This is a genomic window from Leifsonia sp. Soil_N53 (assembly GCF_057655165.1).
This window is the reverse complement of record NZ_JBDGMM010000039.1, coordinates 1-13,540: the sequence shown is the minus strand read 5'-3', so window position 1 is coordinate 13,540 and position 13,540 is coordinate 1. Positions and strand designations below refer to the sequence as shown.

At 74.2% G+C, this 13,540-nt stretch carries 16 protein-coding genes; 6 read left to right on the top strand and 10 right to left on the bottom strand.

What is annotated here, in order from left to right:
• Positions 1 to 58: 58 nt before the first annotated feature.
• From AC3A3H_RS04035 to AC3A3H_RS04025, 3 genes are read right to left on the bottom strand one after another with little or no spacing between them, the layout of a single operon-like run.
• Positions 59 to 679, bottom strand: coding sequence for a 5-oxoprolinase subunit B family protein (locus AC3A3H_RS04035; RefSeq protein ID WP_487613256.1), 621 nt, complete (start codon positions 677 to 679; stop codon positions 59 to 61).
• Positions 676 to 1,455 carry a LamB/YcsF family protein gene (locus AC3A3H_RS04030; RefSeq protein WP_487613255.1) on the bottom strand — a complete coding sequence of 260 codons (780 nt, stop codon included), beginning with the start codon at positions 1,453 to 1,455 and terminating at the stop codon, positions 676 to 678. Before AC3A3H_RS04030 ends, AC3A3H_RS04035 begins: the two co-directional genes overlap by 4 nt.
• Positions 1,456 to 1,459: 4 nt before the next feature.
• Positions 1,460 to 2,119, bottom strand: coding sequence for a CGNR zinc finger domain-containing protein (locus tag AC3A3H_RS04025; RefSeq protein ID WP_487613254.1), 660 nt, complete (start codon positions 2,117 to 2,119; stop codon positions 1,460 to 1,462).
• A 66-nt stretch (positions 2,120 to 2,185) separates the two neighbouring features.
• Here AC3A3H_RS04025 and AC3A3H_RS04020 point away from each other — a divergent pair, with 66 nt between their 5' ends.
• Positions 2,186 to 2,794 (top strand): GNAT family N-acetyltransferase, encoded by a 609-nt coding sequence (locus tag AC3A3H_RS04020; protein ID WP_487613253.1) that lies wholly within the window; start codon positions 2,186 to 2,188, stop codon positions 2,792 to 2,794.
• Between the two features lie 19 nt (positions 2,795 to 2,813).
• Here AC3A3H_RS04020 and AC3A3H_RS04015 read toward each other — a convergent pair whose 3' ends face one another.
• The 6 genes from AC3A3H_RS04015 to AC3A3H_RS03990 form a co-directional block, all read right to left on the bottom strand.
• Positions 2,814 to 3,326, bottom strand: a complete 513-nt coding sequence (locus tag AC3A3H_RS04015; protein WP_487613252.1) for a SprT-like domain-containing protein — start codon at positions 3,324 to 3,326, stop codon at positions 2,814 to 2,816.
• A 36-nt stretch (positions 3,327 to 3,362) separates the two neighbouring features.
• Positions 3,363 to 3,980: a hypothetical protein gene (locus AC3A3H_RS04010; RefSeq protein WP_487613251.1), complete on the bottom strand. Its 618-nt coding sequence runs from the start codon at positions 3,978 to 3,980 to the stop codon at positions 3,363 to 3,365.
• Between the two features lie 25 nt (positions 3,981 to 4,005).
• Complete coding sequence (locus AC3A3H_RS04005; RefSeq protein ID WP_487613250.1) at positions 4,006 to 5,196, bottom strand: PQQ-dependent sugar dehydrogenase; 1,191 nt, start codon at positions 5,194 to 5,196, stop codon at positions 4,006 to 4,008.
• 87 nt (positions 5,197 to 5,283) lie between these two features.
• Positions 5,284 to 5,586 carry a DUF427 domain-containing protein gene (locus AC3A3H_RS04000; RefSeq protein ID WP_487613249.1) on the bottom strand — a complete coding sequence of 101 codons (303 nt, stop codon included), beginning with the start codon at positions 5,584 to 5,586 and terminating at the stop codon, positions 5,284 to 5,286.
• A 76-nt stretch (positions 5,587 to 5,662) separates the two neighbouring features.
• Positions 5,663 to 6,232: a 2-phosphosulfolactate phosphatase gene (locus AC3A3H_RS03995; protein WP_487613248.1), complete on the bottom strand. Its 570-nt coding sequence runs from the start codon at positions 6,230 to 6,232 to the stop codon at positions 5,663 to 5,665.
• Between the two features lie 4 nt (positions 6,233 to 6,236).
• Positions 6,237 to 6,773, bottom strand: coding sequence for an EVE domain-containing protein (locus AC3A3H_RS03990; protein WP_487613247.1), 537 nt, complete (start codon positions 6,771 to 6,773; stop codon positions 6,237 to 6,239).
• 126 nt (positions 6,774 to 6,899) lie between these two features.
• On the opposite strand from AC3A3H_RS03990, the gene AC3A3H_RS03985 reads away from it, so the two are divergent.
• From AC3A3H_RS03985 to AC3A3H_RS03970, 4 genes are all read left to right on the top strand, one after another.
• Complete coding sequence (locus tag AC3A3H_RS03985) at positions 6,900 to 7,220, top strand: YciI family protein (RefSeq protein WP_487613246.1); 321 nt, start codon at positions 6,900 to 6,902, stop codon at positions 7,218 to 7,220.
• Positions 7,217 to 8,506, top strand: a complete 1,290-nt coding sequence (locus AC3A3H_RS03980) for an RNA polymerase sigma factor (protein ID WP_487613245.1) — start codon at positions 7,217 to 7,219, stop codon at positions 8,504 to 8,506. The genes AC3A3H_RS03985 and AC3A3H_RS03980 overlap by 4 nt, the downstream gene beginning before the upstream one ends.
• A 97-nt stretch (positions 8,507 to 8,603) precedes the next feature.
• Positions 8,604 to 9,197: a hypothetical protein gene (locus AC3A3H_RS03975; protein WP_487613244.1), complete on the top strand. Its 594-nt coding sequence runs from the start codon at positions 8,604 to 8,606 to the stop codon at positions 9,195 to 9,197.
• Positions 9,194 to 9,877: a DUF1684 domain-containing protein gene (locus AC3A3H_RS03970; RefSeq protein ID WP_487613243.1), complete on the top strand. Its 684-nt coding sequence runs from the start codon at positions 9,194 to 9,196 to the stop codon at positions 9,875 to 9,877. Before AC3A3H_RS03975 ends, AC3A3H_RS03970 begins: the two co-directional genes overlap by 4 nt.
• A 4-nt stretch (positions 9,878 to 9,881) precedes the next feature.
• On the opposite strand, the gene AC3A3H_RS03965 is transcribed toward AC3A3H_RS03970, so the two are convergent.
• Complete coding sequence (locus tag AC3A3H_RS03965) at positions 9,882 to 12,095, bottom strand: HelD family protein (protein ID WP_487613242.1); 2,214 nt, start codon at positions 12,093 to 12,095, stop codon at positions 9,882 to 9,884.
• A 256-nt stretch (positions 12,096 to 12,351) separates the two neighbouring features.
• Here AC3A3H_RS03965 and AC3A3H_RS03960 point away from each other — a divergent pair.
• A partial coding sequence (locus tag AC3A3H_RS03960) for a DEAD/DEAH box helicase (RefSeq protein ID WP_487613241.1) occupies positions 12,352 to 13,540 on the top strand: 1,189 nt, incomplete at its 3' end.

Here is a 13,540-nt window from a genome sequence, read left to right as displayed (position 1 = left end):
ATGTCGGGGTGGTCCTCGACCAGCGCGAGCGGGCCGGGCCGGAGGATGCGGAGGCCGGTCACGCCGGCACCGCCACGAACCGCACCACGACGCCGGGCCGCAGGAGCGCGGGCGGATCCGCCGCGACGTCCCACAGCGTCGCGTCGGTGCGCCCGATGAGCTGCCAGCCGCCGGGGCTCGACCGCGGGTACACGCCGCTGAACTCGCCTGCCAGCCCGACGGCGCCGGCCGGCACCGCCGTGCGCGGGGTCGCACGGCGCGGGACCACGAGCCCGTCGTGATCGGTGACCAGGTAGGCGAAGCCCGGCGCGAAGCCGCCGAACGCGACCCGCCACGCGGAGGCGGTGTGCCGCTCGACGACCTCGGCAGCGGTGACGCCGAGGAGGGCCGCGACCTCGGCGAGGTCTTCGCCGTCGTAGCGGACCGGGAGCTCGACGACCTCCTGCTCGCCGGTCGCTGCGGCGTCCGGCGCGGTGCGCTCGACCCAGCCGCGGGCGGAGGCCGGGCTCAGGACGTGCGGGTCGAGCACGATGCCGATGGTGCGTGCGGCCGGGACGAGGTCGACGACGCCGGTCGGCCTGGAGCGCTCCAGGGCCGGCAGCATCCCGAGCACCTCGTCGAGCGAGCCGAACTCCACGAGCAGGGCGCTGTCGCCGTACGGAATCACCTGGCCGCTCACACGAACGGCCTCACCGCGATGCCGGCCTCGTCCAGGGCGCGGCGCACGGCCTCCGCCATCCGCACCGCGCCGGGGGTGTCGCCGTGCACGCAGAGGGAGTCCGCCGTGACGGCGACCAGGGCGCCGTCGACTGCCTCCACCACGCCGTCGCGCGCCATCCGCACCGCGCGGGCCGCGATGGCGGCCACGTCCGAAAGCAGGGCGCCCGCCTCTGTGCGCGGCACGAGCGTCCCGTCGGCGCGATAGCCGCGGTCGACGAAGGCCTCGCGCACGAACCGCAGCCCGCGCGCGCCCGCCGCCCGCTCGACCGCCGAGCCGGGGAGGCCGAGCAGCGGCAGTGCCGGATCGAACGCCGCCACGGCCTCCACCACCGCCGCGGCCTGCGCCTCGTCGTGCACGATGCGGTTGTAGAGCGCCCCGTGCGGCTTGACGTAGCGGACGGCGGTCCCGGCGACGCGCGCGATCCCGGCGAGCGCGGCGAGCTGGTAGAGGACCTCGTCGCGGAGCTCGGCGGCCGGGACGTCCATGCTGCGCCGGCCGAAGCCGGCGAGGTCGCGGTAGGAGACGTGCGCGCCGACGGCCACGCCGTTCTCGGCGGCGAGCCGGCAGGTGGCGAGCATCGTGGACGGGTCGCCGCCGTGGAAGCCGCTCGCGACGTTCGCACTGGTCACCAGGCGGAGCATCGCCGCGTCGTCGCCCATGCTCCAGGCGCCGAAGGACTCGCCGAGGTCGCTGTTCAGGTCGACGCTGCCGGGGTCGGCGGGGATGGGCTCCATCCGCCTATTCTGCGGTACCGCCGCCGGCGCCGGAACGCCTTCCGGCCGCGCGCGCCCGGTGCGCGCGCACCTTCGCGCGGTTGCCGCAGCGCTGCATCGAGCACCAGCGGCGATTGCCGCTGCGGGACGTGTCGAGGTAGACCAGCCCGCAGTCGTGGGCGGAGCACTCGCGGATGCGGCCGTCGGCGTCCGGGCCGAACAGCCGCACGGCGTCGCGCGCGACGGTGCCGAGCGCCTGGTGCGGGCGGGCCAGCGCACGACCGGCCTGCCGCGCGCCGCCGGCCAGAACCGGCGGGATGTCCGGCGTCGCGGCGAAGAGGTTCACCACGTCCACGTCGGCTGGGCCGAGGGCCTCCGCGCGGCTGGCCTGGCGGGCGAGCCGGCCGATCGCCGCGCGCAGCATCTCCGCGTCGCGGAACTCGCGCTCGCCGGTCGTGGCGGACACCTCGGGGAAGCGTGACTGCAGCCAGCCGCCGAGCTGTTCGGCGTCGCGCACGGAGTGCCACTGCTCGGCGTCCGCGTCGCGGGCGCCGCCCAGGACGTCCGCGCCGCCCGTGTACGCGAAGTCGAGGGCGAGCGCGCCGGAGTCGAACCACCAGCGCAAGCCGTCCGCGTCGTCCATCCACTGCCCGGTCTCTCGGGGCAGGAGGGCATCGGTAGGCACCGAACCAACTTAGTGGGTTATCGGAGCCGGTTCGAATCGCGCGGAGGTCGATGGAATACTGGGCCGATGACCGCGACGCGTCCCGATCCTCATGCCGTGCTGGAGGGCGCGACGATCCGGCTGCGCGCACTCACCGTCGACGATCTTCCCGACCTCCACGACGCGATCGGGCACCCCGAGGTGTTCGCCGGCGGCTGGGGCGGCGGGCTCGCGGCCTACCAGGACACCTACGAGGAGTGGCGCGAGTTCATCCTCCGCTACCTGGCCTGGGACACCGCGAACGTGACGGCGGTCTGCCTGCGCGACGGCGACCGCATCGTGGGGACGACGACGCTGGGCGACTTCGACCTGGCGAACGGCTCGGCCCACATCGGCTGGACCGCCTATGCGCCGGAGGTCTGGGGCACGCGCGTCAACGCCGAGACCAAGCGCCTCCTGCTCGGCGCGGCCTTCGATCACGGGTTCGAGCGCGTCAAGCTGCAGGCCGACGTGCTCAACGAGCGCTCCCGGGCGGCGATCCTGCGGCTCGGCGCGACCTTCGAAGGCGTGCTGCGCCACACCCAGCCCCGCGCCGACGGAACCTGGCGCGACACCGCGGTGTACTCGGTGCTGCGCGAGGAGTGGCCGGCGGTGCGCGACGGGCTCGACGCGCGCCTCGCGGTCGCGACCGCCTAGGCGGAGCAGCGCGCGCGGCTCAGTCGCCCTCGAGCGCCTCGGCCGCGGCGGCAGCGGCCATCCGGCGCTGCGCCGAGGACACCTCCCGGTGCACCCAGGAGATGAGGTTCGCCGAGTCGAACCGTCGGCTGCACGCCCCGCACGCGAGCGCCCGCGCGGGCTTGCGATAGCGGTAGTGGGTGTGTCCCTGCGGACACGTCCCCACCCACGGAGCGAGGTCGTCGGCGATCGCGCCGCCGTGCAGCCGCTTGCCCTCGTAGCCGAGATCGAGCGCGATCGCCCTCCACCGCGGCCCGTGCCCCGCGCGCGAGCCTGCGAGGGCGTGCGCGACCTCGTGCAGCAGGATCTGGTGGATGTCGTCGTCCTCGTACCGGGCCGCCAGATAGCGGGAGACCGTGATGCGCTTGGCGGTGTAGTTGCACAGCCCGGCCCGGGTCTTCGCGTTGTCGAAGTCGAAGGTCCACACGGCCGGGTCGAGGTGCAGCGCGATGAGCGCATCGGCCCAGCGACGCACGCGATCCAGCTCTGCCATCAGCGTGCGCTCCCCGGTCGGCCCATGGCAGGCATCCTACGCCGGAGCGCCGTCGCCGGCCCCGCCCGCACCGGGGCCGTCGCCGTGCCCGTCGCGGGCCGCGGCGGCCGCCCGCTGCGCCTCCAGGAACCGCTGCACCACGGCCACCGCCGTGAGCGCGCCCTCGATCTCCGCCGGGGACGCGCCGAGCTTCTCGCGCAGGAACACCGCCGCCGTCATGTCGGACAGCGCGCTCTCGTACTCCTCCATGTCGAAGTGCACCTTGCCGCGGCTCTGAACGGCGAACGCCTCCAGGGCGGTCCACTCCCGGCCGCGCGCCTCGTCGACGCAGCCGGTGAGCTCCACGATCGCCTCGTCGAACTTGCCCTGGTATTGCAGCACCTGGCCCCGGCGGATGCGCGCGCCGAGCAGCTGTTCGCGGTCGCCGGTGAAGCGGGCCTGCCGCACGGCCTCGTTGGCGACCGTGTACGCCTCGTCCAGTCGGCCGAGCAGTCTCAGCAGCACGGTCTTCTCGTTGAGCGCGCTCAGGCTGCGGAGACTGCCGAGCTCCTCCAGCCGCTCGTCGGCAGCACGGAGGTCGACACGCTCGCGCAGCGTGGACGGATCGTATCCGAGGATGATGCTCAGGGTCGGCTCCCAGGTCGTGCGGTTCACGTCAAGCGTAGTCGGCAAACCCGCTCTATCCGGGTTGCCGCGTGTTCTGGGCGGGCACGAGCGGGACTTCGACCAGCTTGTCGTCGCCCGAACGCGGCGATCCGCGGCCGTCGGTGTTGTTCGTCAGCACCCACAGCGTCTGGCCGTGGCCGACGACATCGCGCAGCCTCCCCAGGTCGCCGTCGAGGAACGCGCGCACCGTCACGGGCGGGTGGCCGGCGGTCGACCAGGCGGTCCAGAGCCGCTCCCCGCGCAGCGCCGCGAGGAAGACGGTGTCCCCCACCACGGCGAGGCCGCTCGGGCTCGCCTCGTCGGTCGGCCACTCGGCGACCGGGTCGACGTAGGCGGGATCGTGGGCGATGCCCTCGTGGACCGGCCATCCGTAGTTGCCGCCCGGCACGATGATGTTGAGCTCGTCCCGGGTGTTCTGGCCGAACTCGCTCGCCCACATCGTCCCGTGGGCGTCCCAGCCGATGCCCTGCACGTTGCGATGGCCGTACGACCAGACCGGCGAGCCGGGGAACGGGTTGTCGTGCGGCACCTGGCCGTCGGGCGTGAGCCGCAGGATCTTGCCGCTGAGCGACGCGCGGTCCTGCGCGTTCGAGGAGTTGCCGGCGTCGCCGGTGGTGACGTAGAGCATGCCGTCCGGACCGAAGGCGAGGCGGCCGCCGTCGTGGTTGGCGGCCCGTGGGATGCCGGTGAGGACCGGCTCCGGCGCGCCGATCCCGTACGAGCCGGGGACGCCGCTGAGCGGCATCCGCACCACCCGGTTGTCGGTGCGGGTGGTCTCGTAGGCGTACAGGGAGGGCGGCGTGGCGCCGGGCGGCACGGCCAGCCCGAGCAGGCCGCTCTCCCCCGTGTGGACGACGCCGGGCACGACGCCGACGTCGCGGAGGCCGCCGGCCGGGAGGCGCTCGACGATCTTCCCCGAGTCGCGCTCGCTGATCAGGGCCGAGCCGCTGGGCAGCGGGACGATCGACCACGGCGCGTCGAGCCCGGTCTCCAGCACCGTCGTCTCGGTTCCCGGCTGCCAGGGGATCGCCGCCACGGGAGGGGCGGCGGTGTAGGTCGGGCGCGGCACAGCGGACGTCGAGCGGGTCGCCGTCGGGCCGGGTGGGGCCGCGGTGCAGGCGACGAGCCCCGCCGCCGCGGCGAGCGCGGCCACGGCCGGGACGAGCCGGGAGCGACGCATCGTGCCTCCCCTCACGCGGCCCATGCTAGCCGCCGGCCGGCTGACAGGACACGCCGCCTTCGCGGGGGCGGAGGCGGCGTGTCCTGTCAGCTCGTTGCCGGCTGGAGTGCGTCAGTCGACGACCCGGACGTCCTTCCAGAAGGCGACGTACGAGCTGTAGTCCTTGCCGACGCGGTCGAACGAGCTCGGGTACGGCGTGGGGTAGCTCCACGCGCGGTCCTGGAGCACGGCCTCGCCGTCCTTGACGGAGAAGTACTGGCACTCGCCCTTCCACGGGCAGGTGTACGGAGTGGCCGACTCCACCAGATACTCCGCGTTGACGCTCTGCGGCGGGAAGTACCAGTTGCCCTCGATGCGGATGAGGTCCTCGGTCGGAGCCTCGGCGATGACAGTGTCGTTCAGAATTGCTTTCATGAATGCAACCTCCTGAGGGCACTGAACGCGCGGTTCTACCGGAACATTCCGCGCTCAGGGAGTTCGGCCGGAGCGTTCAGGCCGTTCGCAGGACCCGCACCTCGGCGACCGTCCCGAGCTTGCCGGACGCGGCGAGCGCGGCGGCGTCGGCGCCGGAGGCGATGCGGTCCTGACCGGAGGCGGACGCGGTCAGCAGGTGCGCCACGGCTCCGCGCAGCCCCGTGAAGGCGGCGCAGGCGGCCGCGGCCTCCGGGGAGCTGTAGTCGATCCCGAGCGTCGCGAGGGCGTCCACGACGGCGCCCGCCGCCAGGAGATCCTCCACGGCGAAGCGGGTGCCGCCGGAGGCCGTGGTCCCGCCCGCTGCGACCAGGGCCACCATCGCACGGCGGCCCAGGCGGACCTGCTCGTCGAGGATCCACTGCGCGACCGCCGGGGCGTCGGCGAGACCGGCGGCGACGACGGCACCGGTTCCGGGCAGCGTCGCGGCCTCCGGGATCGGGGTGTCCTCGAGGACGTCCACCCAGACGATCACGTCGGCGTCGGTTGCGACCGCGGCCGCCCCGTCCGCGGCCCAGTCGAACCGCACCTGGTACTTGGCCTGGCGGTGGGCGGCGGGGATGGTCGAGGGGGCGGTGGACGAGCTCACCGCTTCAGCGTAGCTCCGCCCTGAAGGAGGTCGTCGCGTGTTGCGCCGGGTGACGGCCGCCGTCGGCCCGGCGCGCGCCGGACGGCCACGGCTCGCCGGGCGTGCGCCGCAGCTGCTGTCGGATGAGCTCGAAGTCGTGGCGGGTCAGCTCGATCAGGCCGGCCCGGAGCTGGTAGCCCCAGTCGGGCTTGTCCCGCGTGAAGTCGAGGGAGGGCAGCAGCGGCCGGATGGGCGTCGCGACCGCGTCGTGGTCCCAGTCGACGCGCCGCCGCCACGGCAGGAAGTCGCCGGCGGGGCCACGCATCTGCGTGCCCTGGGTCGCCTGGTACACGTCGGCGTCGGCCAGCCTCCCCACCGCGGTGAACTGCTTGAGCGGCTCGCCGTCGAACGACTCCCGCGGCGAGTAGAACACGAACCCGTCGGACGGGCCCATCCGCTCCAGCGGCGCGCGGGCGCCGTGGTTGACCTGCGCGTAGCCGCCCGCGACGCCGCGCAGCACGTGATCGTGATGCACCACGCCCAGCCAGTAGCGGATCGCCATGCTCCCGTTTTAGCGCACGGGGCCGACATCGCACGCCGCGACCGGCGGGGCTGTCGAATCCCGGTCCCCCGACTCGACGTCTCTACGACGGCCACCACCCGGATGCCGCCGACGGAAGGACGACGGATGCGCTACCTCCTCCTGCTCAGCACGGACGGCCCGGCGTCGACCGAGGCGCTCCAGCGGTACACGGTGGAGCTGATCCGGGCCGGGGTGCTGCTCGCCGGTGAGCTCCTGGCCGCGGACGAGGGGGCGCGCGTCCGGCTCGCCCTCGACGGCCCCCGCGCGGACGCCGACCTCCTCCCGGTCCCGCCCGTCCGTCCCGCGGCGCTCTGGATCGTGCAGGCCTCCGACCGGGCGGAGGCCGTCGAATGGGCGAGACGCGTGCCGCTCGGACATGGCAGAGTCGAGGTGCGCCGCATCGTGACGGAGCAGGCGCAGACGTGAACGCGGGAGGAGCGGTCCTGGTGGAGTCCGAGCGCGCGGCCGCCGACGCCGTCGAGGCGGTGTGGCGCATCGAGTCGGGCAAGCTCGTCGCCGGGCTCGCCCGCTGGACGGGCGACGTCGGCCTGGCCGAGGAGCTCGCCCAAGACGCGCTCGTGGCTGCGCTGGAGCAGTGGCCGGAGGCCGGCATCCCGCGCAATCCCGGCGCCTGGCTGACGACCGTCGCCAAGCGCCGCGCGATCGACGGCTGGCGCCGCCGGGAGCGTCTCGACGAGCGCTACGCCGCGCTCGCCCGCGACCTCGAGCAGCAGGAGGACGACGACCCGGCCGCGGTCGTGGCGGAGGAGATCCAGGACGACCTGCTGCGCCTGGTCTTCGTCGCCTGCCACCCCGTGCTCGCGCCGTCGGCGCGCGTCGCCCTGACCCTGAAGCTCCTCGGCGGCCTCACGACCGAGGAGATCGCGCGCGCCTTCCTGGTGCCCGTCCCGACCATCGCGCAGCGCATCGTCCGCGCCAAGCGCACGCTGAGCGCCGCGCACGTGCCGTTCGAGGTGCCGGACCGCGCCGAGTACCCCGAGCGGCTGTCGTCGGTGCTGGAGGTCGTCTACCTGATCTTCAACGAGGGCTACTCGGCCACGGCGGGCGACGACTGGATGCGCCCCGACCTCTGCCAGGAGGCCCTCCGCCTCGGCCGCGTGCTGGCCGAGCTCACCCCGCGCGAGCCCGAGGTGCACGGGCTGGTCGCGCTGATGGAGTTCCAGGCATCCCGGCTCCCGGCACGCGCCACCGCAGACGGGGAGCCCGTCCTGCTGAAGGACCAGGACCGCACCCGCTGGGACCGCATCCTCATCTCCCGCGGCGTGGCCGCACTCGCCCGCGCCGACCGGCTGGTGGGTTCCCGCGGGCGCGGCCCGTACGCGCTGCAGGCGGCGATCGCGGCGTGCCACGCGACCGCTCCGGCGCCCAAGGACACCGACTGGGAGGAGATCGTCGCCCTGTACGGCGCGCTGGCCGCCCTCCAGCCCTCCGCCGTCGTGGAGCTCAACCGCGCGGTCGCGCTGTCGATGGCGCACGGTCCGGAGGCCGGGCTGGACGTGGTGGACCGGCTCGTGGCGGACGGCGTGCTGGAGTCGTACCACCTGCTGCCCTCGGTGCGGGCGGACTTCCTGCTCAAGCTGGGCCGGAGCGCGGAGGCGGAGCGGGAGTTCCGGCGCGCCGCGGAGCTGACCGGCAACGAGCGCGAGCGGGCGCTGCTGCTGGCGCGGGCGGAGGAGGCCGCGGCCGGCTAGGGCGCGGCCGACTAGAGGGCGCGGCCGGCGGTCAGAGCTTCCGGGAGTGCGCCGAGAATGACTGCGCCCCGCGCGCGGATGCGTGAAACTGGGGTGCGTGAGAGTCCTCCTGAAGCTCATCCTGGACTGCGACCCCGACGCGGCGTGGCGCGCCCTGCAGAGCCCTACCGCGTTCCGCGAGGTGGCGCTGCCGTGGGTGGACTTCCGGTCGGACGAGCCCGCCGGGTTCCCGACCGTCTGGGACTCCGCCGAGCACCGCGTGACCGTGCGCGCCCTCGGCGCCTTCACCGTCGGCACGCAGGTGATCCGACTCGACACGCTGCGCTCGGCCGATCCGCGCGAGCGCGCCACCCGCATCCTGCGCGACAGCGGCGGCGGGACCGGCGGCGCCCTCTCGGTGATCCCGCACCTCGACCACCGGATGGCGGTCGCCCCCGACCCTGCCGGCCCCGGCGCGGACGGTCGGCTGCGCACCCTCTACCGCGACCGTCTGGTGGTGCGGGCGGGGGTGCTGACGCCGCTCGCCTGGTACGGACTGTGGGCCTTCTGGCAGTGGCGGGGCGTGCGCCTGCGGCGACTCGCGCCCAGCTGGGCATACGATCCACCCACGCCGGAATCGGCCTCCCCCGACCCGGACGCGCCGGCCTCACCCCAGCAGGAACCAGCCACACCGACGAAGGACGCAGCATGAGCACCCTCACCCCCGACTCCTCCCCCCAGGTCGTCCCCGGGCGCGGCCGCGCCGCCACCGCCGTGCAGACGGCCGACTGGCGGCGCAGCGTGTTCGCGCTGTACTCGTCGGTGCGCCGGATCGCCGCGTCGGACCCCGCAGCCGCCCACGCGCACTGGATCTCCTGCCGCAACGACCTGATCTCGTCGCACCCGGCCTCCCCGCTGATGGACGAGGACCGCGACCGCTTCACCGGACTCCCGGTGTCGCCGTACGACCCGGACTGGCGGTTCGAGCTGCCGATCCACCCCGCGACCGAAGCCGTGCGGATGGATGTGGAGACCGGCACCGACGGGGTGGTGCCGTTCGAGCTGCTGGGCACCGTGCGCGTCCCGCTGGCGGGCAGCCTCGACGTCTGGCGGCTGTCCTCCTACGGCGGCGGCCTGTTCGTCCCCGTGAAGGACGCGCTCGCGGGCCGGCCCGGCGGCACCTACGGCGGCGGACGCTACCTGATCGACACGATCAAGGGAGCCGACCTCGGGATGTCGGCCGACGACGACGAGGCGACGATCGTGCTCGACTTCAACTTCGCCTACAACCCGTCCTGCGCCTACGACCCGGCCTGGGCCTGCCCGCTCGCGCAGGCCGGCAACACGCTGCCGGTGGAGGTCCCCGTCGGCGAGCGCTACAGCGGGGAGTGAGGCCTCAGCGCCCGACCAGCGTCAGCCGCTGGGTCGGGCGCGTCATCGCGACGTAGAGTGACGCCGCGCCGCGCACCGACTCCGCGGCGAGCGCCGGCGGGTCCGCCAGCACCACCGCGTCGAACTCCAGGCCCTTCGCCTCGTAGCCGGTCAGCACCGAGATCGGCCGGGTGAGGCCCGCTGCGCCGCGCGCCGCCTGGTCGCCGAAGCGTTCCCGCACCGCCGCCGCCACCGCCTCCACGTCGGCGGCCGACGCGATGACGGCGAGCGTCCCCTCGCCGTCCAGGCCGCGGTCGTGCGCGACCGCGTCCGCGACCGCCGCGGGCAGTCCGGCCCCGGCCGACACGCGGCGGATCGGCCAGTCGCCCTCGCGGACGGCGCGCGTCGGCGTGATCGGGAGACCCGCCTCCGCCGCGATGCGCTCGGCCTCCCGCGTGATCTGCGCGGGCGTGCGGTAGTTGACCGTCAGCTCCTCCAGCCGCCAGGCGTCCTTGAACGCCGGGCGCAGAGCCTCGTCCCAGCTGGTCGCGCCGGCGGCCGACGCCACCTGGGCGATGTCGCCGACGATGGTGAACGACTTCATCGGGCAGCGCCGCACCAGCACCCGCCACTGCATCGCGGACAGCTCCTGCGCCTCGTCCACCACGACGTGACCGTACGTCCACGAGCGGTCGGCCAGAGCGCGCTCCGCGGTGGTGCCGCGGTCCACCTGCTCGGCGAAGCCGTCGGCGAGCTGTTCGGCGCTCACCAGGCCCTCCACGCCCATGTTGCGGATCGCCGCGCGCGCGTTCTCGAGGTCGCGCTTGCGCTGACGCTCCCGCTCGCGGGAGGCCGGGTCGGCGCGGCCGGGGAACTCGCCGAGCAGCTCGGCGGCCTCGTCGAGGAGCGGCACGTCGGAGACCGTGAACGGCGCGTTCCTGTCGCGCAGCAGCGCCTCGCGCTGCGCCGGGGTCCAGCGCGGCGTCAGCTCGGCGAGCCACGACGGCCGCGCGTACAGGTCCTGCAGCAGCTTCTGCGGGGTGAGCGGCAGCCAGGCCGTGTTCAGCAGCACGCGCACGTCGTACGAGGTGCGCAGATCCTCCCGCAGCACCCGGAGGTCGGCGTCGTCGACGGTCGAGCCGCCGGCCCGCAGCTGGGCGGCGAGCTGCTCGGTGAGCTCGCCGAGCGCCTGCTTGACGAAGGTGACGCGTGCGGCGTTGTGCGGCTTGCCGGTGCGCTGCGCCTTCGCGAGCGCGCGCTGCACGAGCTCCGGCTCGACGACCAGGCGCTCGTTGTCGACGACGATGGTCTGCGGCTCGGCCGGCGCCTTCTGCCGGGACCTGACCGCGCGCGAGAGGAGCCGCGCCATCTGGATCGAGCCCTTCAGCCGCGCGGCCTCCGGCCCGTCGTCAGCCGTGGCCTCCACGCCCGGGAACAGCTCGCCCAGCGTCTGCATCACGACGCCGGTCTCGCCGAGCGACGGCAGCACGGCCTCGATGTAGCGCAGGAACGCGGGCGACGGGCCGACGACGAGCACGCCGGACGTGCTCAGGCGCTGCCGGTTGGCGTACAGCAGGTACGCGGCGCGGTGCAGCGCGACCGCGGTCTTGCCGGTGCCAGGGCCGCCCTGCACGACGAGGGCGCCGCGGATGTCCGACCGGATGATGCGGTCCTGCTCGGCCTGGATGGTCGCCACGATGTCGTGCATGCGGCCCGTGCGCTGCGCGGTGAGGGCCGCCAGCAGCGCGCCCTCCCCCTGCACGTGCTCGCCCGAGGTGTCGCCGTCGAGGAGCGCCTCGTCGAAGACGTCGTCGTCGATCCGGACCACCTGGCGGCCGCTCATCGTGAGATGCCGACGCGCCCGGACGCCCATCCGCTCGTTCGCGGTCGCCTGGTAGAAGGCGCTCGCCTGCTGGGCACGCCAGTCCACGAGAAGCGAGCGCTGGTCGTCGTCGCGCAGGCCGACGCGGCCGATGTAGCGGTGATCGGTGCCGTCGACCGCCTCCTCCAGCAGCAGCCTGCCGAACACGAGCCGGGCGTCCACGTCGCGGAGCTGCACGAGCTGGTCCTCGTAGAGACGGGCGAAGGCGTCCCGCTCGCTGCGGGCCTGGTGGTTGCTCCCGACGCTCTCACGGCGCACCCGCGTCAGCCGCTCCTCCGTCTCGGCCCGGAGCGTGTCGAGACGCTCGTACAGGCCGGAGACGACGGTGCGCTCACGTTCGAGCTCGGATTCCTGCACGCGCGACCACCTTCCGGGTTTACGGGCCGATAGTCTACGACCTCCGGCTATGAATGCGCTCCCAGCCAGCGTGCGGCCCGCACCCGGTAGACTTGACGGACCAGTACGACTGGCCTGCCGGCGCCGCCGGCCTGCGCGAGCGCCGGGCGGGGCTTTCCCCGCCGCGCACCACCCCTCTTCTTTCCGGCGAAGACGTCGCCCTTCCGCGACGCCGCCGGACCTGCCCGCGAGGGCAGACTCTGCCAGAAAGGCACCAGTGACCAACCAGACTTTCGCCGACCTCGGCGTGCCCGCTCCCCTCGTCGCCGTCCTCGCGGGCGACGGCAAGACCGAGCCGTTCCCCATCCAGGCCGACACCCTGCCCGACACGCTCGCCGGGCGCGACGTGCTCGGCCGCGGCAAGACCGGCTCCGGCAAGACGATCGCGTTCGCGATCCCGCTGGCCGCCCGGCTCGCCGCCGCGACCGCCGCTGCGGGAGGCCGCCCCTCCCGTGGCTACCGCCGCCCCCGCGGCCTCGTGCTCGCCCCGACCCGCGAGCTCGCCACCCAGATCGACGCCACGCTGAAGCCGCTCGCGGCCGCGCTCGGGCTGACGACGACCACCATCTTCGGCGGCGTCTCGCAGAGCCGCCAGGTGACGGCGCTGCAGGCCGGCGTCGACATCATCGTGGCCTGCCCCGGGCGCCTCGAAGACCTGATGAAGCAGGGCATCGTCCACCTCGACAAGGTGGAGATCACGGTGCTGGACGAGGCCGACCACATGGCGGATCTCGGCTTCCTGCCCACGGTCACGCGCATCCTCAACGCCACGCCGTCCCGCGGCCAGCGCCTGCTGTTCTCGGCGACCCTGGACAACGGCGTCGACAAGCTCGTGGCCAAGTTCCTGACCAACCAGGTGCTGCACTCGGTGGACGACGCCAACAGCCACGTGGAGGCCATGACCCACCACGTCTTCGAGGTGCGGGACCAGGACGCGAAGAAGGACCTGATCCTGGCACTCGCCTCGGGTCGCGGCCGCCGCATCCTGTTCATGCGCACCAAGCACCAGGCCAAGCGGCTCGCCAAGCAGCTCACGTCGGAGGGCATCCCCGCCGTCGACCTGCACGGCAACCTCAGCCAGGGCGCCCGCGACCGCAACCTCGCGGCGTTCGGCACCGGCGACGTGCGCGTGCTCGTGGCGACGGACGTCGCGGCGCGCGGTGTCCACGTCGACGAGGTCGAGCTCGTCGTGCACGTGGACCCGCCCGCGGAGCACAAGGCGTACCTGCACCGCTCCGGCCGCACCGCGCGCGCCGGCAGCGCCGGAGACGTCGCCACGGTGATGCTGCCGGAGCAGGCGGGCGACGTGAAGTCGCTGCTGCGCGCGGCCGCGATCACGGCGACCCCGCAGCGCGTGACGGCGGACTCCGCCGCCGTGGCCGAGCTGGTCGGCGAGCGTGCGGAGC